The following is a 22915-nucleotide window of genomic DNA, read 5'->3' as shown; positions in this document are numbered from 1 at the left end:
TGCGTGGGCATCATCAGTAAACCGGCTGAGAGCGTTCGATATAAACGCAGCTGATCAGTTCATCCCAGGGCTCGTTGACATCCGGCACCGGCCAGCGGTCCTCAATGCGAATAAATTTTTTCGGAACAAGATAGCCGGGATCCAGTTTTCTAAAGTCATTGAAATGCATTGTTGCAGGTGGGTTGGGGCTGGGGCTACTCCAGTCTGTGGGTTGTTTGACTGTTTTAAGTTTTACGAAGAAGTTTCCTTTCACTTTAGAATCTGAGCAACTTTGATTTTCATAAAACTGAATGAGCGTAGCCGAGGGAATGTTTTCCAGGCTGAAACTGGCAGCGTGGTTTTCAGTGCAACTCTGGGAGCCATCAGCAAGGTTAAAGGTTTGTTTGGTTTCCGGCACGGACAACATGCAATGCTTTTCGCCTTTGCCGTTGTAGAAAATAATCTGACCATAGGTGGCCTTTGGTTCGGCTTGTTTGTTGGCAGCTGTTGGTGTTGATGCAACAGCGCTTGCCCCAAAAAACGTTAAGCATGCGCAAGCAGTAGCCGCAAGTAGTGCTCTGGAATATTTCATTATCGAACGCCTCAAAAAGATTCGGGTGGCAACATCGTGATTTGCTCCTGCCCGACTTTAGCACTCATGGCGTGTTTGACAACCTAGCAGTTCTGCTAGTACCCACGGTAGTAAATCAGGCGTAAAACACAGGGCAAGATTCGAATTTCCCGGTGGATTCAAGCTCCACCTTGCATTAGCGTGAGGACTACCACTATGCCAGCGGGCGATCTAAAGGCGCCGATCATTCCACTGTTGATCAATAATACAATTGATCCGGATGCTCTGAGCGGAGGGCCACTTGATACCTATGCCAAATACACTAACCCATTGCTTGGCGATACTCTTTATCAGAGCTGGCTGGGGCTGGCAGAGGACGGAACACCAGTAGACGTCAAGGACATTCCGATCCCTGTCGACCCGTTAAATGAGGGGCCGTTGGGATTCCAGATGCAGGTCGCCAATCACTTTGTGCAGCGATTGAACAAGGGGCAGGTGTTCTATTCTTTTTTTCTGGACCGTGTCACCGGAGAGGACAGGGAAGAATCCAAGCGGATCCATTTTGGTATCGGCAAATTTGGCCTGTTATCCGGCCCCCAGATAAAAGAGTCCCATGACCTCCAACTGGACCCCGACGCAATTGACGGCAACATGACAATCGCGGTGGTGCCTTTTACCGAGGCGTCCAATGGTGATGTGGTCAGGTTGATCTGGAAGGGCGTGCGTGCTGACGGCAGCGACGGCCCTCCCGTGAACATACCACCCAAAACCTTGAGCGATAGCGATACCGACCCGACCAATAATCCAGGGCAGGTGCTGAGCTGGTTGGTTGCGAGGACGGCCGCCATGGGCGTACGTGGGGGCAAGATCATCCTGCGGTTCGAGATCACCTATGCATCGTCCGGCGCACGGGCTGACACCGTCTCGGCCGAGCGCACGATCCTGGTGACGCCACCTGCCGCTCCTGAGCTTCCCGAGCTGAGTGTCAAGGACCTGGTCGGTGACGAGATCAATCCCGGGCTGTTCCCTGACGGTATTATTACGGTAGTTCCGGTCTACGAGGGGATTCGAGTGGGCGACGACGTGCTGGTATACGGCACGCGCACCGGATCGGGCAGTGGGCCGAACAAAAACACCATCCAGCACCTGAAGATCGACATCTCCAACATTGAGCGCGGCAGGATTGAAGTAACGCTCCCGAAGCAGTGGCTGATGGATAACCGTGGTGCTGACGTCAACCTGCGTTACCAGTACGCGCGCGCCGATGCTTCCGGTTCCAGCGCTCTGTTGCAGTTGAAGATACGGGAACCGTTGGTACTGCCTACCCCCACCGTGGATCGCAGTGTCGAGGTGGGCGGGCGCAATGAGTTGAATCCGATCCTGGCCATAAGCGGTGCCTACGTCGCGATTCCTGAAGCCGCCACAATTAATGACGGGGACAAGGTCACGGTCTACTGGAAGGGGGATGGGGACAGCGGCTCCTTTGAAACACAGGAACCAAGCCAGCCCAAACCGATGAAGTTCAGAGTACCGCCCGAGGTACTACCGCCCAATTTCGGTAAACAGGTTGAAGTGACTTACAGCGTCGGGGGCGAGGATGCCGAGGCACCTTTAAAGCTGTTTATCCGTCACCTCACCAGTCATCCCGGCATCGTCTGCGACAGAGCCCAGATCGGTTCACCGGCCACTTTGAAACTCTCGGATATTCCACCAGAAGGCGCGTTGTTGAGTGTTGACCTCTGGTCGTTCATTTCCACGAAGCAGAAAGTGCGCTTGTGGTTATCGGCCAGCGGTATGACGGACGACCGAGACATTATTGCAGTACGTGATGTCAAGCCTGAAGAAGTAACCGCAGGGGTCCAGGCCCTATTGTGGAAGTCTGACCTGGCCGATATTGCAATCAACAATACATTCACCTTGCGGGTCAGCGTGAGTTTCGATGGTGGGCAATCGACCATTACATTCAATAGACCTCTGGTGCTGAAACTACTGGCTTGATAGCGAGCGAAGTGTGTTATCTATTCTTTGGAGTTGCTGAATCATGAGTCAACTAACATTTGAGCAATTGGCAGCCGAGATGCAAGGTAAATCCCTCACCTATGGTTGGGATGCCTGCGTATCGTACGACCAGCGCGCAGCCAACAAGTTGTTGATGGAGTTGTATACCGAGCGATTCAATACTGCGGATGGCAATATCGAACCTGCATCAATGGTTGCGTCGTGGGGAGACGGTTCCTATCAGGAGCATATACATGATCTTAGACTCCTTGCGCCAAGGTTGTCGTTCGAAAGTTCGGACCCCAGTCTTCCCGCCCGGGCGCGGCTGACCATGGACATGATCGGTGGGATGATCGTCAGTACTAAAAAGTATTCCGGCGGTGCTGCTTTTGTGTCGAAAATGATGAAAGTCCTGCCAATTGGCGGGCCACAGTTATGGATGGATCAGCCAGTGACCAAGGGCGTGGTCACGGGGCCAGGCAAAGTGGAGATTGACCTGAAGAATGCCGATACGTTCAGGGCAAACTTTGTCTTCGGTGACCTTGCCCAGGAAGACGTCGGAAAACGTTTCAAGGAGTACTTTGAGAAAGAAGTACCAGCTGACAAGAAAATATTCCCGCTGGGGTCGCTGGCCGGCGATTTGAATGGAGTGCTAACCCCCAAGAATTTCGAAATAAGGACAATGAAAGCAGACCCCAACGCCGTGCTTGGAGATGAAAGCTACAGCCGCGGCGCGGTGACATTGTTCATCACCTTGAAAGATGGCGAGGACAGCTCCTTTTTCCCTAATGCCAATTCGACGTTTCCAATTCCAGCAGATGGTGACGGTACCGAGTTTACAGGGTCAGTTTTGATTGCCAGTAAGGTTGTGTTTGAGAAACTGATAAAGTCTGCCGTAGAGCAAAGTGTTGGGGAAGGGTTGAGTCTTAAACTGGTACAGCCGGGCAATGATATTGCTGCGTCGCTAGAGGCGACGGCGGGTGGGGGTAACAAAAAATTCCGTACGCCGGATTATGGATATCTGGGAAATACTGGGACTCCACACGTGACATATACACGTATTGATGAGTTCCCCTATCGATTTAAAGTGGATGGGGGCGCGGGAAATGTGTTCAAAGTGGGGTCTGTCAAGGGGGCTTTGAATGTAACTTGGAACAGTGTGATCGGTGGCAAGCATATTACGCCAGGCTTTCGGGATGATTACCAGTACGATTATTCATGTCGTTATGATCTTGGCCTGGAATATACTGCTTTGATTGATTCCGAGGGTGAGATCGAATTAGGTAACAAGAAGACTGTCCTGGATACTAAAAATTGTCAATTTGCGCATCCAGGGGACCTTTGGAACCAGAACGGCGAAAGCGTCACCAGAGGAACAATTGCATTTCAAGCCGACTCCATCGTTCGCGACGTACTCAACAGAATTCAATTTCCTGGGATTAAAACATTCCTGCTGAGAAATTTACTTTTCCCCGAACACAACGCCTTGCAACTTAGCGATGCCGTAATCCCAGGGGATCTGCTGGCATGCGGCAAGATTGATCCGCTTCGCACGACCACGGCGCTGTCTCCGTCGAACTCGACAATAGAGGCGGGCAGTAAACTGCAATTCACCCTGATGCCCAAGCCGGATAACGTTCAGTGGAGCGTAAAGGATGTCGACGGCAATCTTGCCCAACCGGGGGTGATCAGTCCAACCGGCGAATACACGGCGCCAACTGCGGATAAATTGCCTGATGGCTTTGTCACCGTCATTGTGACCGCGCAGGGCACTGTGGATGGTACCCCAGTGAAAAGCTCCGCGTTGGTCTCCGTGCTCCACAGTGCCATCGTGGTGAATCCGATATACGACAGCTGCGACCAAGGTGATACCAAAGTGTTGTCTGCCGAGGCAATGGGAGACGAAGTGTTGGAGTGGAACATCGTAACCCCGCAATGGGGGTCAACCCTGACGCCGGTGGAAGGTGATCCAACTAAGCGTACGTATAAAGCGGGTGGTAGTGAAGATCTCGCTGTTCCGTTCTCAGTGGACAAAATCGAGATTAAAAAGACCGTTAACGGTGTCGTCACTTCTGCCTTTATCCAAGTTTTGATTCATAACCTGCCGATTGGCACTCCACTCCTGATGACTGAGGAAAGTGACCCGTCGACAGGGGCCATTCAGTTTGAAGTGAGGGGCAAGAATGGTCCGATAGATCCAGGTCTTTTGATCTGGAAGTTGTTGAGTGGAGAGGGCACATTCAATGATAGAACCGGTGAATATACCGAACCAAAATCTCCGGCGCCGGGAAGTTTTATTGTTGTGTCGGCAACGCTGGAAGGCCCAATTAGTGACATTCATGCGGTCGCGGCGGTTCCGCTGCCACTGAGTAAGTACGCCGATCTGATTGAGACAGTCAACCTCACACTTAGCAAAGGTTGATTTTATATAGCGCCAGCCATGTCAACGGATGGTCGGCTCTTTTTTCTGATTTTACGCACGGGAGACAGCTCATGAATTATTCCCTGGATGAACTCACTGACAGGATGCAAGGTAAATCGGTTACTCTTGGCTGGGACGCCCTGGTGTTTATGAATCGCGCCAAGGTCAACAGCCTGTTGGAGCAGCAGTATATTACCCGGTTTAATAGAACAAGTTTTTTGAAACGTATCTTTGGCAAGCCCCTGATGACGCCGGACGGTAAGGAATACCTCGATTTGAGCGGGCTGATATTGACCGCGCCGCGGATAGGTTTCCAAAAAGCCTCGTTGCGTAACTCTAGAGTGACGGCGACCATGGATATCGTGTCGGGCACGGTGTCTTATGTGCGCAAGGGCACCAATCAACTCCCCGGAGCTATCTTATACAGCTATGTGGTAAGTGCTCATCAAAAGTATACCGTCACCATGGACATTGACCTGGCGGCCAGTAAAGGCACGGTCAATGAACAAGGCAAGGTGACTCTCGATTTCGGCGACGCGTATAACTGCCGCTGCAACCTGGTAAGCGAAGACAAATCCCAGGAATTGCTGGGGGACTTCTTCAAGGCTCTGTTCCTTGAACAGAAGCCAGAAGACCGCGTTTATATCCTGGGCAAGCTGGACTTGCGCGATGTCGATTTGTTGGCACCGCGCTCATTCATCATTCGCACCATGGCCACCGAAGAAGGAAAGAATCTTGCCTCAGACGATTACGGTGAAGGCGCGGTGGTGCTGTGTGTCCAGACTAAAGGAAATCCGAAACAGGGGACTGACCCGGCGGAAGGGGCGTTTGATTACTTGATTCCCAATGATCGGGACTCGCAGGGGAAAGCCATTTATTCCGGGTCGTTGGTGTTAGCCAGTCGGGTGGTATTTGATTGGTATTTCCGAGAGGCTTTTCAAACGACTGTGGGAGGGGGTCTGAGATTTGGAAGTTCAGAATCCAATCACTTGGCTTATACACTCTCTGCGGTCGGAGGTGCTTTTGATCTTCCTGGGTTTGAACTTAATTGGCACACTGATGCAGTTCATTCCCACCATTTGCGAAATGACGGACCGCTACAATTCAAATTGTTTGACTCTGATCCTAAAAAATCATTGCGGGTGATTCCAAATGACGCGTCTTGTCTTGAATTATCCTTAACCGGTCCTAGACTGCTGCCGTTCCATCTTCATGAATGGTATCTGTTTAAGCCAGATGTAAATCATTATTGGGGGGGGATAGCCAAGGCCGATGTTAAAATAGTTCTGAAGCCAGTGCTTTCGACGGGATTTAATCGGGTGACATTCGAGCGGATTGAGGAGCCTGTTATTGATTTTGACGGTAATTGGGATCCGGAAGGCCGTATAGATCCTGTGGAATCATATTATGATGAGGTTCTGAGAAAAAGACTAGATTGCATGCTGACTCCTTCATTTCTAAAAGTACTGGAGGTGTTCAAAAAGGTAGATGTCCCCGAAATCAACGCCCTTGCGATCAGCAACCTATTATTCCCCGAACGCAACGCCTTGCAACTGATAGAGGCCCGACTGCCGGGCGACCTGTTTTTGTCCGGAAAGATCGACCCGAAAGAAACCACCTTCACCCTCGATCCGCTGACGCCGGTCATCAAGGCCGGGGAGCAACAAACCTTCACTATCCGCCAATTGGGTATCAAGGCGGACAATGTCACCTGGAGCGTGCGCAGCATCGACGGTACCCGTGCCTCGGGCACCATCGACAAAGGCGTATACACGGCACCGGCTGTGCAACTACTTGAAGGCACGGCGGTGCGCAATGTAGTGACTGCAACCTACATCGACCAGGGCACCGGCGATGAGGTGACCGCCTCTGCACTGACCACCGTAGTGCTGGCCGGTGTGGTAGTGACGCCGTCGATGACGCTGATCGACATGAGCGATCGTAAAGCCGTGACGCTCAAGGCCACATCGCTGGGCGCTGGCGTCTTGAAATGGACGCCGAGGGGGAATCTTGGCACCCTGGTTCCCAATGGTAATGAGGCCATCTACACCCCGCCACAAACGAACCTGCCCGATGGTACCCTGCAAGCGGTACTGGTCGATGTCGAAAACACAACCACTGGCGAAAAAGCCGTCGCCACGGTGCTGTTGCGCCAAGGCAACTTCGCATTGAACATGACGCCTGCGATCCATCCGGGGCTACGTGCGAAAGGCTCTGCACTATTGAAAGCCGCTATCGATCTCAAACCCGAGCAGCTGAAGTGGGAAGTGGTTGCCGGTCAAGGGACCATTGATCCACTAACAGGGGTCTTCACTGCGCCTGCAACGATCTCGGTACCCTACAGTGTCGTCAAGGTGAGTTTAGAGGGCGATTTCTTCGATACGCTTGGCTACAGCATCATTCACCTCTCTGACTATGCCAGGCAGTCGAACTGGTTTGTCCTGGATACATTCGATTTCACAGTGGAACCCTCGCCGACCCGGGTGTGGGCCAACGGTCTGCAACAGGCCAAGGTAACGGTTCGGATCAAGCCCGCAAATTATGAAGGCGCACCTGATCCATTGGAGCTATCAGAGGCTGAACTCGCCAGTGTTCGCCTGGTTTCGGCCGATGAAAAAAATCCGTTGCCGGAGGTCGGAAAGGATGGCGTGCCTGAAGGTGGCAAATGGTATTTCACTGAAACAGAAAATTTAACTTATGACAAATACCCGATACAAGCACCTGCCGGCCAACTGACAGCGCCCATGCAGCCCCGGGAGGCGAAACTATACACCAAGGAATTTTTTGTTCAGTGCCATAAGGTCGAGAACCTGCTGGTCGCAGCAACAATTCGCAGCGATAACTACGAGCATTTCTACTCAAACCCTGGCAAGGACGACGGCGAACATAATCGCAAGGCCCTCAACCTTGTTGCAGTTAAACCACCCTCGGGAGGAACGGGGGGGCATACGTTATTCGTGCTCACGGGGCCGACTCGTGTAAAACCGGAGGGCGGTGGCGCAGATGAAGATGTTCTTGTTAGCGATGATTATTACCTTTTGAAATTGCAGATTGAAAACAAGGACATTGATATAAAGAAAATTCAGTTCGTCGGCAATAACAGTATGGTCAAGTGGGAAAGCAACACCCAGCTTGAAGATGTTCACAGTATTACGGGGCACGCATTCAGATATGAAGCTGATCCGGACGACCCGAATGACAAGGGGGACCCGAATGCCAGGACATTGCATATTGACCCGATTTTGCAGCGTCGATTGCCAGCCCCTATAAGCCCCGTTGTCGATCCGAATAATCCGCTGCCCAAAGGTCAGGTACTGTTTAGCCTGCACCGCCGTCAATATTGGCAATATGACAAGTATGCGAAGTCTGATTTCGAATCAGCGCTGAATTTGATTGTTTATGATGTTTTTGGCAACAAGCACGAAGTGTATATCGGTTTCGACGGTAATGATCGAAATAAGCTCAAGATCATAGGCGCGTAACTCAAGCGGTTCTGGGTGCAGTCTTCACGGATTGCACCCTTTTATTACTACCAATTTCAGGACGTGAGCCATGTCGACATCCACTTCCATACATTCCAACGCCTTCAACTTCATGAGTTTCATTCAAAACCAGGTCGACCCGCGCACCGGGCAAGCCACCTGCGCCATTTCATTACCCGAACTCAAGGCCAATAATCTCTGTGGCCCGGTAGTTCCCCTGCAGCTGGCTTTCAACCCGCTCAATACCGCCGACAGCGGTTTCGGCAATGGCTGGAACTTGCAACTGTCGCAGTTCGACCCCAACAAACGGATATTCTCCTCTTACACCGGTGAAACCTTCAGGGTCGACCCAGGTGCCAATGGCGTAGAAATTCCAGAAAAGAAAATCGACTCCTTTCATTTCCATGACCTGGGGAACAAACGCTATCGCGTCGAACATAAATCCGGGCTGGTGGAGATTCTTCAGGTGCGCCAGGGTGATATCGCGCTGCCGGTGGAAATGCTTTCGCCCCAAGGCCAGAGCGTCACGCTCGACTACGTGGCCTTCGGCACCGAGCCACTGTTGAGCAGTATTCGTAATGCCGATGGCACGCAGTTGCTCAGCCTGGTGCGCACCACCAACCTGCTCAAGCTCACGCTGCATCCGGGCAGTGCCTTCGAGGCCGAGTTCCAGATGAACATTGTCGGTGGCTTGAGCAAAAGCCTTATCCTGCCAACCGTCGACAAAGCCTCCTGGCGCTTCGAGTATGTCACCCAGGGTGGCTTCACCTGCCTTGAGCACGTCTACACCCCCACCGGCGGCCATGAGACCGTCACCTATTCGGGGCGCCCGCACTATTTTCCTGGCCAGCCCGGGCGTACCCTGCCGCGGGTGGAAAAGCACGTGCGCGACCCCGGTTTCGGCCAGCCCGCCGTCGAAACCCGCTATGCATACGACGCCAAGGACCATAACTTTCTCGGCTTTGGCAGCGGTGTGTCCTGGAGCGATGATGGCCTGGACAACCTCTATAAAGTGCGCTCCCCGTACGACTACGAAACCACCGAAATTCTCTGGGACGCATCGAGCAACAAAAAGGTGCGTGAAACCCGGCGAGTGTTCAACCGCTTTCATCTGTTGACCCTGGAAGAAACCACCCAATACACCACTGATCCGGGGAAAGACCACACCTACCAGAGGACCGACACCGAGTACTACATCGATCCGAACCTGGGCTTCAAGGACCAGAAGCCCTATTGCCAGCTGCCGAAAACCGTGACCCAGACCTGGCGCCACGTCAGCGCCACATTGCCCCGCCATGTGCAGACTGTCACCACCACCTACGACGACTTCGGCAACCTGCTGACCCAGGTCAACGCCGACGGCGTAACCGAAACCAGCGAGTGGTACCAGGCGCAAGGCGAGGTGGGCTGCCCGCCCGACCCGCAGGGGTTTGTGCGCAATATCAAAAGCAAGACCGTGAAGCCGGCTACCTCCCAATATGGCAAGGCCCCGACCCTGCAGACCCTTTACACCTACACCGCGGAACTGGGACTGACCGGTTCCGGGCCCTGGCTGGCCATGAAGGACGAGACGCTGGGGCAGGTCATCAATGGCCAGGGCCAGGCGCTGCAGGTCACTGCCTACAAATACATCAACACGCCAAACAACCCGTTCGAGCACGGGCGCAAGTTGCAGGACGCCGTGACGCTCAACGGCAAGACCACCACCACCGCCTATACCTACAGCATGGCCCGAAATGCCCGTAGTGGTGAGGCGGTGCTGCACACGGTCAACACCCTGACTGGTTTTGACGGGCAGAAAAAAATCATCAACCTGGAGCATTCCCTGTTCAATGGCGAGCCACTGCTCAACCATGACGACAACAAGGTGGAAATCGCCTACGAGTATGACCTGTTAGGGCGTGTGACCAAGGAAACCGTGGCGCCGGGCACGCCTTATGAGGCCAGCCGTAACTACACCTACTCGCTGGTCAACGCCAATGGTCAGCAGGCGACTCAAACCGCCAGGGACGTCAAGGGTGTTGAAACCATCACTCACCTGGACGGGCACAATCGGGTCATCAAGGAAACACGCCGCGATGCCGATGCCCTGGGCGGCAATCCGCAAGCGTTTCGCGAGACCTACAAAGCCGCCTACAACCACCTGGAGCAGTTGATCAGCGAGACCGTGATCGACTGGGAAAGGGCCACGGACGTGCCCTTGACCAGCCTGTTCAACTACGACGATTGGGGTGAGCAGCGCAGTGTGATTCGACCCGATGGCGTCGAGGAGCACGAGGTCACAGACCCGATTGGCCGCACCACCACACAATGGCTCGACGGCATGGGCAAAACCGTGACGGTCAACAACCTGTTCGACAAACCCGACAGTGTTAAACGTATCGACCTGGGCGGTCAGACGATCAGCGAGCATCTCTACCACTACGATGGCATCGGGCGGACCGCCGAGGAATATGATGCCGCCAGCAATTGGACGCGCTATGAGTACGACGCTTTCGACCGGATGACCAGGACGGTTTTGCCCGACAGCAACGAAGTCGAGCGCCAGTACGCCGCGCACAGCAGTGAAGACCTGCCGGTGAAGATAAGCGTCAACGGCAGCGTACTGGGTGAACAGGGCTTTGACGGGCTCGATCGGATGGTCGTGTCGATTACCGGCGGACGTAAAAGTGTCTATAACTTTGATCCGGGGCAAAGCCAGCCGAAAAGCGTCTTGCGGCCCAGCGGTGTGGAAACCGGTTACGTCTACCGGCCGGAACTCGGTGAAGACCCGGAGCAGCGGATCGCCGTTGAAAGTACCGCCGTCTATACCTATGACGCTGAAAACGCGCGCCTGCGCAGCACTGAAGAAGTCGACGCAGCGGGCATTAAACATAGCCTTGAACGCCAGTATTTCAGTACCGGTGAGGTGAAATCGGAAAAACGTGAACAGACCGGTGGATCGCCGTACACCATGTTCTACGAATACAGCCGGCAAGCCAGGTTGATGAGTTATACCGATGTGCTCGGGCAAATCCAGACCTACGAGTACGACGGGTTTGCCCGGTTGGTGGCCACTGAGCTGGGCAGCACCCGCTCGACCTTCACCTACGACACTGTGGGGCAACTCAAGACGATTGACACCCTCGATGGTACGCAAAGGCTGAAGATCGACCTGGAGTACGATGATTTCGGCCGTGAGACGCTGCGCACGTTCGACATGGGCAATCAGGTCGTTCAGACCCTGAGCCAGGCGTACGACGAAGTCGATCGGCTGACAATGCGCTCGTTGATGCAAGGCAATCAGACCCTGCGAGACGAAACCTACGCGTATGACGCACGTGGACGCCTGGTCGACTACAGCTGCACGGGCAGCCAGCGGCCTGAAGACCCCTATGGCAAGGTGATCAAGGGACAAGTATTCAGCTTCGATGCGCAGGACAATCTCGACTTCGTGGAAACCACGTTCGAGGGTGGGCGCCACGCGATCTATTTCGAATACAGCAATCCGCAAGATCCTTGTCAACTGACCGGGCTGAGCAATGTATTGACTCCTCCAAGGCCTGGCGACCCGCTCTATCCGCCGAGAATCGACTTCAATTATGACGCCGAAGGTAATCTGCTGCAGGACGAAGTCGGGCGTATTTTGGCCTATGACAGCCTGGGGCGTCTGATCAGCGTTAGCGCCTTGGCCGGTGGAACGGAAAGTGACTATCACTATGACTCGCTGGACACGCTGAGCGGCAGCATTGTTGGCGGCAGTCACGAACAGCGTTTTTACCAGAACGGTGAACTGGCCAACCAGATCGAGGGTGCCAACAGCAGTACTTTCGTACGGGCCGAAGGAAATGTGCTCGCCGAGCACCAGGCAGGTGCTGGCCCAAAGTCCCTACTGCTGGCCAGTGATGACAAGAACAGTGTGCTGTGTGAGGTCGGGCGGGGTTTGACGAATGGCATTGCTTATTCCGCGTATGGGCACAGCAGTTCAGAGCAGCCGGTGAGCGCACGGTTGGGTTACAACGGCGAGCTTCGGGAAACGTCAACCGGTTGGTATTTGCTGGGTAATGGGTATCGCGTGTTCAATAGGCTGTTGATGCGGTTTCATAGTCCGGATAGTTGGAGTCCGTTTGGGGAGGGTTGGATTAATTCTTACACTTATTGCGAGGGAGATCCGATATCTAATTCGGACCGTGACGGGCATTCGATAGTGGGACGGATTCTGCGTATGTTCAGATCTACTACTAAGACCGTGGACGCGGAAAATATGCCTGCGGCGCTTTTGATAAACTCTAAGACGCGCCCGGCAACCGTTCGGCCCATCCAGACAAAACACGTAATTCAGTTGAATAAAGCCACCAAATTACGAAAATTGAAATATAACGAATTAATGGCAGAAACTGATAAAATGGCTCGGGATTCAGACTTTGTAAAGTCTTATGAAAAACAACATAAGGTGAGTTTTGTAAAGGAGGTAACTTCGTGGCGTAACGCTGCAGGCGAAGCTGTTAATAAAGCCCGAGACGTGCAGAAATGGGCGAATAATAATATTGGCATGCCTGGTATAACCCGAGAGGCTGAAAGCGTGCTAAAAGCTGATGCATTGCAGTACGATAAAATTGCAGCAATGAACAGTAATTTAAGAAGCTCTAACTTTGATAATTGGCAGCAAAATCAAATGTATCAAGATAATCAGCAAAGGGCTAGGAACATAGGTAAACCTAAAGGTGTGAGGAATCGCTTGGGTATTGATAATCAGAGATAGATACTGTGCCAGACGAACTGGATGGTGACGCAGGGTGCAAAGCACCATTCAGTTTTTTATCGCACACTACGTACACTTAGCGGATTTACAGCTCGCGAGAATCAAGTCTCATCCCAACCCACTCACCCGCGCAAACTCCACCAACCCACCGTCATGGCCAAGTCCCAACTTGTCCATGGCGGTTCTTTTTTGCCTGCTGATGGTTTTTTCACTGCGATTCAACTGCGCGGCAATCTGCCGGCCGGACAACCCCTGGACGAACAACCGCACCACCTCCATTTCTCGTTCCGAAAGATTCGCCGTCGCGTCGGAACGACAGTGGGGCAGGGAACGGGCCTCGAGAATCCGGGCAAAAGAAGGGCTGAGATAGCGACGCCCCTTGGTCACACTGTTTACGGCCTGTTTCAGTTCGCTCAACGGGCTGCGCTTGTCGAACAGGCCACACGCACCGTGATTGAGCAAGGCCTGCAGCAGGGAAGGGTTGCGCAACATGGTCATCACGATGAGCGGTATGTGGCCGAAGTGACGGTTCAGGTAACCCATCAATGCCAGGCCATCGGGAAAGCGCCCGTAGGGCATCGAATAATCGCTGATCAGGATGTCGCAGGGTGTGACGTCCAGGTGATAGATCAGCTCATCGGCGTTGAGCGCTTCAGCGACCACGGAAAACGGCGATCCGGGCGATGCGGTCAAGGCCGTCCTGGCACCTATCAACACTACCGGATGGTCATCGGCAAGAATGATGCGCTGGCTCATGAAGCCGCGCCCCGGTCGGCAACACCAGCGCGATGCAGGTGCATCGCGGCAGGCATTGGCCGGCCGCGGGTCAAGGCAGATGAATCAGGCCTTGCTCCAGCGCCTTGACCACAGCGCTCCAGCGCGAACTCACACCGAATTTTCGGCGGATGTTGCAGAAGTGGTAGTTCACCCCGGCTTCGGTGCATTCGACGATCTGGCCGATTTCCCAGGAGGATTTGCCGGCAGCGCTCCACTGCAAGACTTCTCTTTCCCTGTTGGTGAGTGTGATCGGCTTGGGTTGTGCGGGTTCCGGTGGCTGGAAACTGACCTGGGCTGACGATGACCGTGTTGGAGCTGGGTTGGAACGGTACATGACGGACTCTCCCAATTATCATCAATGATGGCGTGGGCACGGCAGAATCTTCCTACTTCATAAAGGCATGGTTCATGCGGCCTGCCTTCAGACACCTGATTCAGGGCTGTCGGCATGGTCCAGTTATATCGAAAGCAGACGACTTTGGAACCTGACAGAAATTACAGGTAGGCGACTTTAATGACGAAATGCCGATATGGCTGTCAGCTATCGCACCGTCTGGTGTAGGTATTTTCTACGCGATGCGCCGGTGCAACCTTTTGAACAATAAAATCCCGATTGAAGGGGATTCGAACGCCAGGGTGGCGCGCTTCGCGATTTGAGATAGGGTTGTGTCAGGAACTCGCGCGACTGGAGAAATACATGCGCTATTCAGGCTTGACCCAACGCATCGCCGGTGAAGGCGCCGCGGCCTGGCAGATTCATGACCGCGCACTGGAAATGCGCGCACAGGGCGTCGACATATTGCTGCTGTCGGTCGGCGACCCGGATTTCGATACACCCAAGCCCATCGTGCAGGCGGCCATCGACAGTTTGCTGGCCGGCGACACCCACTATTCGTCAGCGCGTGGCAGTCGGGCCTTGCGCGACAGCATTGCCCGGCGACATCGGCGCCGAAGCGGGCAGGTGGTGGATGCTGACCATGTGATCGTGATGCCCGGGGCGCAAAACGCGGTGTATTCGGTCGCGCAATGCGTGCTCGATCCGGGCGACGAAGTGATAGTCGCCGAGCCGATGTACGTGACCTATGAAGGGGTGTTCGGTGCGTGTGGGGCGAAGGTGGTGCCGGTGCCGGTGCGTCCGGAGAACGGTTTTCGGGTCGATCCGGCGGACGTGGCGGCCCGGATTACCCCCAAAACCCGCGCGCTGTTGCTCAACAGTCCGAACAATCCTTCCGGCGCCAGTCTGTCGCTGATGATCTGGCAGGAACTGGCGTTGCTGTGTATTCGGCATGACCTGTGGCTGATCAGCGACGAGGTCTACAGCGATCTGCTGTACGAGGGCGAACACATCAGCCCGGCCAGCCTGCCGGGCATGGCTGAGCGGACGGCGACCATCAACAGCCTGTCCAAATCCCATGCCATGACTGGCTGGCGAGTGGGCTGGGTGATCGGGCCAAAAACCTTGAATGACCATCTGGAGCATCTGTCGTTGTGCATGCTGTTCGGCATTCCGGAGTTCGTGCAAAAGGCCGCGCAGCTGGCGCTGGATGAAGACCTGCCGGAGGTGGCGTCGATGCGCGAAGAGTATCGCCAGCGCCGCGACCTGGTGTGTGCGAGCCTCAGGCATTGTCCGGGTATCCGTCCGATTCGGCCGGATGGCGGGATGTTCGTGATGGTCGACGTGCGCCAGACCGGGCTGACCGCCCAGCATTTCGCCGAGCGGCTGCTGGAGGGGTATGGGGTGTCGGTGCTGGCGGGGGAGGCCTTTGGGCCGAGTGCGGCGGGGCATATCCGCATTGGGCTGGTGGTGGATCAGCGCAAATTGGCGGATGCGTGTCGGCGTATAGCGCTATGTGCGATGGATCTTCTGGAAGCGCGGCGAGCCTGAGAAATTTGTGGTGGTTGGGCCGGCCCCTTCGCGAGCAAGCCCGCTCCCACACTCGATCTGTGGCGTTCACAAATCCTTTGTGGGAGCGGGCTTGCTCGCGAAGGCTGCCTGACAGGCGCCATTTATGTCAGCCCCTCCACGCCGCGCCATTCACCAGGTTCTTCGGCCGTTCACCCGCCAACGCCGCCAGCAGATTATCCACCGCACACCGAGCCATGGCCTCCCGTGTCTCATGGGTCGCCGAACCCATGTGCGGCGTCGCCACCACGTTGTTCATCTGCAACAACGGCGAATCAAGGTTCAGCGGTTCACGCTCGAACACATCCAGCCCGGCCCCACGAATCTGTCCGGTGCGCAACGCCTCGACCAGTGCCGCTTCGTCGACCACCTTGCCCCGGGAAATGTTGATGAAGATGGTTTCGGGACGCATCAGGGCGAATTGCTCTGCGCCGATCAGGCCTTCGGTTTCAGCGGTCAGCGGCAGGGTCAAACAAACAAAATCAGCCTGCTGCAACAGCTCCGGCAGGCTGCGGTACTGCGCATTGAAACGCTGCTCCACCGCCGGTTTCGGCGAGTGGCTGTGGTAGATCACCGGCATGCCGAAACCGAAGTGCCCTCGCTGGGCCAGCGCTTCACCGATGCGCCCCATGCCGATGATGCCCAGGGTCTTGCCATGCACATCGCTGCCGAAATGCGCGGGGCCGATGTTGCGGGTCCATTGCCCGGCGCGCACCAGGTTTGCCAGTTCCACCACGCGCCGGGCACTGGCCAGGATCAGGGCGAAACCGGTGTCGGCTGTGGTTTCGGTGAGCACGTCGGGGGTGTTGCTGAGCAGGATCCGGCGGTCGGTCAGGTAGTCGATGTTGTAGTTGTCGACCCCCACCGAGACGCTGGCGATGGCCTCCAGGTTTGGCGCCAGGTCCAGCAGTCCGGCGTCCAGTTTCAGGCTGGCCCCCAGCAAGCCGTGCGCGTGGGGCAGGGCCTCGCGCAGACGGGCCAGGCCTTCGTCGTCGAGGCTTTCGATCAGCGTCACCTCGGCCTGCTCGTGCAAGCGGGCCATCAGCAGCGGCGAGAGTTTCTTGTACAGAACAACCTGCTTTTTCATAGTCGTCATCCAGTCAGGAATGGGCGGCGGTACGGGTCACAGCGACCGGGGGACGCTCCCGATCACTGGCGCCGGGTTTGAGGAACATCGTCAGCACCACCGAGAACATCAGCGCGCCGCTCATCAACAGGTAGGACGCGCCGGGCGAACCAGTGGAGCTGTTCAGGTAGCCGACCAGGTAGGAGCCGCCGAACGAACCGAGCGCGCCCATGCTGTTGATCAACGCCATCGCGCCGCCGGCCACGTTGGCCGGGAGGATCTCCGGAATGATCGCGAAGAACGGCCCGTAAGGGGCGTACATGCAGGCACCGGCAATCACCAGCAAGGTGTAGGACCACCAGAAATGTTCGGCGCCCAGGGCGTAGGACGCATAGAAAGCGATCGAGGCGATCAACAGTGGTGGCCAGACGAAGCGTTTGCGTTTTTGCAGTTTGTCCGAGCCCCAGGACACCAGCAGCATGCCGATCACCGCCGCCAGATAAGGCAGCGCCGACAGCCAGCCGGCCTCGACCATGTCCATCTGTGCGCCGGCCTTGAGGATCGACGGCAGCCACAGCACGAAGCCATAGACGCCGATGCTCCAGCAGAAGAACTGCAGGGCGAGGATGATCACTTTCGGCGAACGGAAGGCTTCGGCGTAGTTCTTCACCGCCTTGATGCCGACCTGTTCGGCGGCCAGGGCGCTTTCCAGGTCCTGTTTTTCCTGGTCGTTGAGCCACTTGGCCTGGGCCGGACGATCATCGGCCAGGCGCCACCAGATAAACGCCCAGAGCACCGCCGGCAAGCCTTCGACGATGAACATCCAGCGCCAGCTGTAATGCTGCACCAGATAGCCCGAGACCACCGACATCCACAGCATGGTCACCGGGTTGCCGAGGATCAGGAAGGTGTTGGCCCGCGAGCGTTCGGCGCGGGTGAACCAGTGGCACAGGTAGATCAGCATCGCCGGCATGACGGCAGCTTCGACCACGCCGAGCATGAAGCGGATGACGATCAGCCAATAGGCGTTGGAGACGATCCCGGTCAGGGTCGCGAGGCTGCCCCAGAGGATCAGGCTGACGAAGATCAGTTTCTTCACGCTGTGTTTCTGCGCGTAGATCGCTCCCGGTACCTGGAAGAAAAAGTAACCGAGGAAGAACAGCGCGCCGAGCATCGACGACAGGCCCGGGGTGATCATCAGATCGGCGGCCATGCCGGACGCGGCGGCGAAGCCGTAGTTGGCGCGGTCCAGGTACGCCAGGCTGTAGGTGATGAACACGATGGGCATGATGTACCACCAGCGGCGGGTGGCGAGGGTTGCGGTTTTCATGGTGATGCTCCTGAGCTTGTTGTTTTTGTCGCAGCAGGTGTTAAATCTTCAGTGACTGTGCCGGCCTCATCGCCAGCAGGCTGGATCCCACAGTTTTTGTGGGAGCCAGCCTGCTGGCGATGACGGCCTCGAATTCAACGGACATCTCGGCTCGGGTCGGCAACCCCTCCATATCCCCCCGACTCTGCACCGCCCGGCTGCCAATCCAGTTGGCGCGCTGCACGGCGTCGGCAAAGCTGTGGTTTTCCAGGAGGGCGCTGATCATGCCGACGGCAAAACCATCGCCGGCACCGACGGTGTCGACCACCGTTTGCACCGGCACGCCGGCGACAAAACCCTGATCGAGGTGGGTGCGGTAATAAGCGCCGTGCGGGCCGAGTTTGATCGCCACGGCTTCGGCGCCCTGGCCTAAGTAGAACGCGGCAATGTCGGCCGGGTCTTCGAAACCGGTGAGCAAGCGACCTTCGCTCAGCCCCGGCAGCACCCAGTGGGCGAGGGCGGCTAGGCGGTTGATCTCAGTGATCATCTTTTGCTCGCTGGCCCACAGGCTTGGGCGCAGGTTCGGGTCGAACGACACGCTGCGCCCGGCCTGGCGCATGCGGGTCATCAGTTCGAAGGACATCTGCCGCGCGGTTTCAGAGAGCGCCGGGGGTATGCCGGTGGCGTGCAGGTGCCGGGCTTTGAGCAGGTCGGGCACGATCGAGTGCAAAGACAGGTGACTGGCCGCCGAACCACGGCGGAAATATTCGACCGCAGGATCGCTGCCATCGTCGGTGCGCGACTTGAGCTGGAAACCGGTGGGGTGCGCGGGGTCGATGTCGACGTGGCGGCAATCCAGGCCTTCCTGTTCCAGCGTGTCGATCACGAAGCGACCCAAGGAGTCGGCCCCCACCCGGCTCAACCAGGCCACCTTGAACCCCAGGCGCGACAAGCCGATGGCGACGTTGCTGTCGGCACCGGCGATGCGTTTGTGAAACGCGCCGACGCTGGCCAGGTCGCCTGCCTGCTCGGCGACGAACATCGCCATGGTTTCGCCGAACGACAGGATATCGATCTCAGACATGGGCGTTCTCCAGCTGCGCGTGACCCAGGTGGGCGAGGGCGGCGACGTGTTCAGTGGTCAGTTGCACCAGGTCGTCACCTTGCAGCGGATATTCCGCGGCTCGCATAACCCCTTGGGCCATGTGCCGCAGCAGCTGTTCCCACTGATGCAGGTCGCTGGCGGCGGGTGGGATGGCGACCAGCTTGCCGTCGGCGCGGCGGGTCACCGCCTTGCAGTGCACATATCCGACGTGGCGGCCGAGCAGGCGCGCGGCGCTGGCAGGCGACTGGTCCTGCCAGTGCCAGTTGCCGATGTCGAAGGTCATCTGGATGGGCAGGCTGTGTTGCTCGACTTCAGCAAAAAAACGCTGGAACGGCTCGATGCGACCGCCCTGCAGGGTCTGGTCGTTCTCGACCAGCAGATGCACCGGGCTCTGTGCGAGTGTGCGGTTCAGGGCCGCAAGGTCGCAGTTGTCGGTGAAATAGCCCAGGGACACCTTCAGCCATTTGGCCCCGAATGCCTGGGCGCGTTGCAGCACGGTGACCAGCTCGGGATTGGGTTTCGACTGGCCGGCCAGCCACAGTTCCATGGGTGAGGAGTACACGCTTTCCAGCCCTTCGGCCTGGGTGGCGTCGGCCAGTTGAGTGGGATCTTCAACGGTCAACAATTCTTCGCGCCATTCGATGCGAGTGGCACCGGCGGCGGCCAGTACCTGGATGAAACTGCCTTGGCCGCGCTGGCGCACAAGATCGGCGCCGTAGCTGGAGAGGCTGATGGAAACGTCGGGTTTGTTCATTGTTTTTTTGCCTCTGAAACCGGTTTCATTTTTGTTCAAAAAAATGGCGATCTTTAGGGCCTCTTCGTGGCAAGCCAGCTCTCTGTAGGAGCTGGCTTGCCAGCGAAGAGGCCCGTCCACTCACCGGAAAACTCCAAGGGTCGACCCCCTGACAATCAACCGCGCCGAAAAATCCAGCGTCCGCAGCGGCCCGTCATCCCCACGCAGCCGCTTGAGCAAACACTCAAACGCACTCGCGCCAATCTCGCTGGTCGGCTGGGCGAGGGCGGTGATGCCGCTGCCCACCAACGGATACCAATCCAGGTCATCGAGGGCGATCAGCCCCACGTCCTCAAACAGCTTGCAATTGAGTTCACGCAAGGAATAGGTACTGGCCAGCGCGGCGATCCCGTTCGCGCAAAACAGCGCTTTCGGGCCAGGGCCGGGCGTATCGAGGAAGGTTTTCAGATTTGCCGTCAGCTCGCTGCCGGTTTCGATGTTTGTCCCGCGAAGCGCGGGCCGCTGCTCGATCTGCGCCTTGAAGCTGGCGACCCGCTCGATTCGCGAACTGGTGCCGTCAAACGGCTCGCTCACCAGCAGCACGTCACGGTAGCCGCGTTCTTCAAGGTGGGCGAGGGCCATCGCGACGGCCGCCGGGTTGTCCAACCCGACCCTATCGCTCTCAAGGTGCTCGACCTTGCGGTCCACCAACACCAGGGGCATCTCCCGGTGCAGTTCGTGCAACGCGTCGCGGTGATGGCCGAGGGTATTTACGATCAGGCCTTCGATATTGTACGAGCGCAGCAGGGCCAGATGCTGGCGTTCCTGCTCGTCGTCGCGGTCGGTGTTGCACACCACGAGGCTGTAGCCGTGCTGACGGCAGGCGGTTTCCACGCCGTGCATCACGGCAATCGAATAGGGGTTGCGGATATCGGCCACCAGCATGCCGATCAGGCGGGTACGCCCGCGCTTCAAGCCGCGGGCCATCTGGTTCGGGCGATAGCCCAGCTCGGCGATGGCCTGTTCGATGCGCTGGGCGATGGCATCGGAGAGCAGTGCGCGATCGTCGCCGATGAACCGTGAAACGCTGGCCTTGGAGACCTTGGCGTGTTCGGCCACGTCGAGCATGGTCACGCGGCTGCGCTGGGCGGCGGAGAAATCGTTCACGGTCTGCAACCTTTTTATTGGATTTATATGGTAAAGCGTCTGGCGCTGAAACCGGTTTCAGAAGACACCAAAAACCACTGCGTCGTCAAGTATTCGATGCGTTGGGGAATGATAAAAATCGACAAATGGAGGTCAGGCCAACACGCTCAGCCAGGTTGAGCCCAGCAGCAACAGGGCCATGCAGCGGTTGAAGCGCTGCATGGCCCGGGGTGAGCGCAGCCATCGCGTGGAGCCCGCGCCGAGCAGCGCCCAGACGCCGAGGCAAGGCAGGGAAATCAGAAAGAACACCAGCGACAGATACAGCACATGAACCAGGCGCTGTTCGCCGGCCCCGGCAAACACGCTGACCACCGCCAGCGCCATCATCCAGGTTTTCGGATTGATCAATTGCAGGCTGGCGGCACCGAACATGCCCAGGCGGCGCTCGGTTTTCTGCGCGCTGATGGCGACGGTCGGGGCTCGGAATATCTGCCAGGCCAGGTAACTCAGCCACGTCACACCGGCCCACTGCATGACCGTTTGCAGGGCGGGCCAGGCGGCCAGCGACGAACCGGCACTGGTGCCCACCAGCAGCACCATGGTCGCGGCCCCGGCGCAGGCGCCGAATATGATCGGCACGGCGGCTGCCAAGCCGTATCGGGCACTGTTGCTCAACACCAGGATGTTGGTGGGGCCCGGGGTTATCGAGGCGACAAAGGCAAACAACAGGAAGGGCAGTAACGTCGGGAAAGAGGGCAGCATCGCAGGCAAACTCGGTGAAGATCAGTGAATTCGATCTTCACAAGAGCGGCATCTATCTGTCTGGAAGATTTGAGCAACGCTTGCGGTATAGCGCTGGTGTAATGCCGTAGGCACGCACGAACCAGCGGCCCAGATGGCTCTGGTCGGCAAAACCCAAGGTCATCGCCACCACCGCGGGTTGCTCACCACGGGCCAGCATTCGCCGCGCCGTGGCCAAACGTAATTGCACCAGATACGCATGGGGCGCGATGCCATAAGCCGCCTTGAAGGCGCGGGTCAGGCGGAAGCGGTCGACCCCGGTAGCGGCGGCCAACTGGTCGAGGCCGATGTCATATTGCGCGTTGGCGTGCAGGTATTCTCGAGCCTTCTGCGCCACTTGGGGCAGGCGCGGGTCTTCGCCATGGCGAGTGCGCCAGTGCAAATGGCTGGTCAAGTGTTCGAGGAGGGCGTCGAGGGTGGTCTGGCGAACGATCTTCAATTCGCCGCGGTGCAGGGTTTCAAACGCGAGGCTGGTCGCATGGGCCAGGCGCGGATCGGTTGCGAGGGTATTGGCGAAGCTCAACTCGGCGTTTTGCGGGGCATTGTCGAACACCGCCGCGAGTTCGCGCCGCAACCAGTGCGGGTCGAGGTACAACATGCGATAGGTGAAACCGTCGGCGGTCGGCGCATCGCCGTCATGAATGTCGCCCGGCTCGAGCAAAAACACCTTGCCCGGTGTGCTCTGGTGCTTCGTGCGGCGGCAATTGAATTGCTGAACCCCTTGCTCGGTCACGCCCACCAGGTAGCTGTCATGCCAATGCGGATCGTAGGCATGGCCCTGGAAATGCGCGCGCAGGGTCTCGATGCCGGTGTCGGCATCCTGGGCCAGGTCGATCCAGTTGTGGGCGGTCATGTTGCACCTGTGGGACGGATTGCCAGCGT

At 56.9% G+C, this 22915-nt stretch carries 16 protein-coding genes; 5 read left to right on the top strand and 11 right to left on the bottom strand.

Annotated features, from left to right (window positions below; all coding sequences use genetic code 11):
• Positions 1 to 13: 13 nt before the first annotated feature.
• Entirely contained in the window at positions 14 to 571 is a 558-nt protein-coding gene (locus DKB71_RS18395; protein WP_408596424.1) for a hypothetical protein, read from the bottom strand.
• A gap of 195 nt (positions 572 to 766) precedes the next feature.
• Between DKB71_RS18395 and DKB71_RS18390 the strand changes: the two genes are divergently transcribed.
• The 3 genes from DKB71_RS18390 (at position 767) to DKB71_RS18380 (ending at position 8452) form a co-directional block, all read left to right on the top strand.
• Positions 767 to 2548, top strand: coding sequence for a hypothetical protein (locus DKB71_RS18390; RefSeq protein WP_408596422.1), 1782 nt, complete (start codon positions 767 to 769; stop codon positions 2546 to 2548).
• A 43-nt stretch (positions 2549 to 2591) separates the two neighbouring features.
• Entirely contained in the window at positions 2592 to 4970 is a 2379-nt protein-coding gene (locus DKB71_RS18385) for a hypothetical protein (RefSeq protein WP_408596420.1), read from the top strand.
• 71 nt (positions 4971 to 5041) lie between these two features.
• The gene (locus DKB71_RS18380) at positions 5042 to 8452 is read left to right on the top strand and encodes a hypothetical protein (RefSeq protein WP_408596418.1); all 3411 of its coding nucleotides are present in this window, start codon (positions 5042 to 5044) and stop codon (positions 8450 to 8452) included.
• A 172-nt stretch (positions 8453 to 8624) separates the two neighbouring features.
• Here the strand turns inward: DKB71_RS18380 and DKB71_RS18375 are convergent, their stop codons facing one another.
• Entirely contained in the window at positions 8625 to 9095 is a 471-nt protein-coding gene (locus DKB71_RS18375; RefSeq protein ID WP_408596416.1) for a hypothetical protein, read from the bottom strand.
• Here DKB71_RS18375 and DKB71_RS18370 point away from each other — a divergent pair.
• Positions 9060 to 13193 carry an RHS repeat-associated core domain-containing protein gene (locus tag DKB71_RS18370; RefSeq protein WP_408596414.1) on the top strand — a complete coding sequence of 1378 codons (4134 nt, stop codon included), beginning with the start codon at positions 9060 to 9062 and terminating at the stop codon, positions 13191 to 13193. The genes DKB71_RS18375 and DKB71_RS18370 overlap by 36 nt on opposite strands.
• 108 nt (positions 13194 to 13301) lie before the next feature.
• On the opposite strand, the gene DKB71_RS18365 is transcribed toward DKB71_RS18370, so the two are convergent.
• The gene (locus DKB71_RS18365; protein ID WP_274077122.1) at positions 13302 to 13949 is read right to left on the bottom strand and encodes a response regulator transcription factor; all 648 of its coding nucleotides are present in this window, start codon (positions 13947 to 13949) and stop codon (positions 13302 to 13304) included.
• A gap of 70 nt (positions 13950 to 14019) precedes the next feature.
• On the bottom strand, positions 14020 to 14304 hold the full coding sequence (locus tag DKB71_RS18360) for a LuxR family transcriptional regulator (protein ID WP_274077121.1): 285 nt from the start codon (positions 14302 to 14304) through the stop codon (positions 14020 to 14022).
• Between the two features lie 363 nt (positions 14305 to 14667).
• Here DKB71_RS18360 and DKB71_RS18355 point away from each other — a divergent pair, with 363 nt between their 5' ends.
• On the top strand, positions 14668 to 15855 hold the full coding sequence (locus DKB71_RS18355; protein WP_274077120.1) for a pyridoxal phosphate-dependent aminotransferase: 1188 nt from the start codon (positions 14668 to 14670) through the stop codon (positions 15853 to 15855).
• Between the two features lie 127 nt (positions 15856 to 15982).
• On the opposite strand, the gene DKB71_RS18350 is transcribed toward DKB71_RS18355, so the two are convergent.
• The 7 genes from DKB71_RS18350 to DKB71_RS18320 all read right to left on the bottom strand — a co-directional run bounded on the left by DKB71_RS18350 (position 15983) and on the right by DKB71_RS18320 (position 22886).
• Positions 15983 to 16960, bottom strand: a complete 978-nt coding sequence (locus DKB71_RS18350; protein WP_408596411.1) for a 2-hydroxyacid dehydrogenase — start codon at positions 16958 to 16960, stop codon at positions 15983 to 15985.
• A gap of 13 nt (positions 16961 to 16973) precedes the next feature.
• Positions 16974 to 18269, bottom strand: coding sequence for an MFS transporter (locus DKB71_RS18345; RefSeq protein WP_274077118.1), 1296 nt, complete (start codon positions 18267 to 18269; stop codon positions 16974 to 16976).
• A gap of 40 nt (positions 18270 to 18309) precedes the next feature.
• Positions 18310 to 19332, bottom strand: coding sequence for a sugar kinase (locus DKB71_RS18340; RefSeq protein ID WP_408596408.1), 1023 nt, complete (start codon positions 19330 to 19332; stop codon positions 18310 to 18312).
• Positions 19325 to 20107 carry a sugar phosphate isomerase/epimerase family protein gene (locus tag DKB71_RS18335; RefSeq protein WP_408596406.1) on the bottom strand — a complete coding sequence of 261 codons (783 nt, stop codon included), beginning with the start codon at positions 20105 to 20107 and terminating at the stop codon, positions 19325 to 19327. The genes DKB71_RS18340 and DKB71_RS18335 overlap by 8 nt, the downstream gene beginning before the upstream one ends.
• A 120-nt stretch (positions 20108 to 20227) precedes the next feature.
• On the bottom strand, positions 20228 to 21253 hold the full coding sequence (locus tag DKB71_RS18330) for a LacI family DNA-binding transcriptional regulator (protein ID WP_408596404.1): 1026 nt from the start codon (positions 21251 to 21253) through the stop codon (positions 20228 to 20230).
• 132 nt (positions 21254 to 21385) lie between these two features.
• Entirely contained in the window at positions 21386 to 21994 is a 609-nt protein-coding gene (locus tag DKB71_RS18325; protein WP_408596402.1) for a LysE family translocator, read from the bottom strand.
• 52 nt (positions 21995 to 22046) lie between these two features.
• Positions 22047 to 22886 (bottom strand): AraC family transcriptional regulator, encoded by an 840-nt coding sequence (locus DKB71_RS18320; protein WP_408596400.1) that lies wholly within the window; start codon positions 22884 to 22886, stop codon positions 22047 to 22049.
• Between the last annotated feature and the right edge of the window lie 29 nt (positions 22887 to 22915).

The sequence above is a fragment of the Pseudomonas sp. PLMAX genome, assembly GCF_046042685.1.
Lineage (GTDB): Bacteria > Pseudomonadota > Gammaproteobacteria > Pseudomonadales > Pseudomonadaceae > Aquipseudomonas > Aquipseudomonas putida_AE.
Note: the sequence above shows the minus strand (reverse complement) of the source record. Positions and strands in the feature narration are given on the sequence as shown.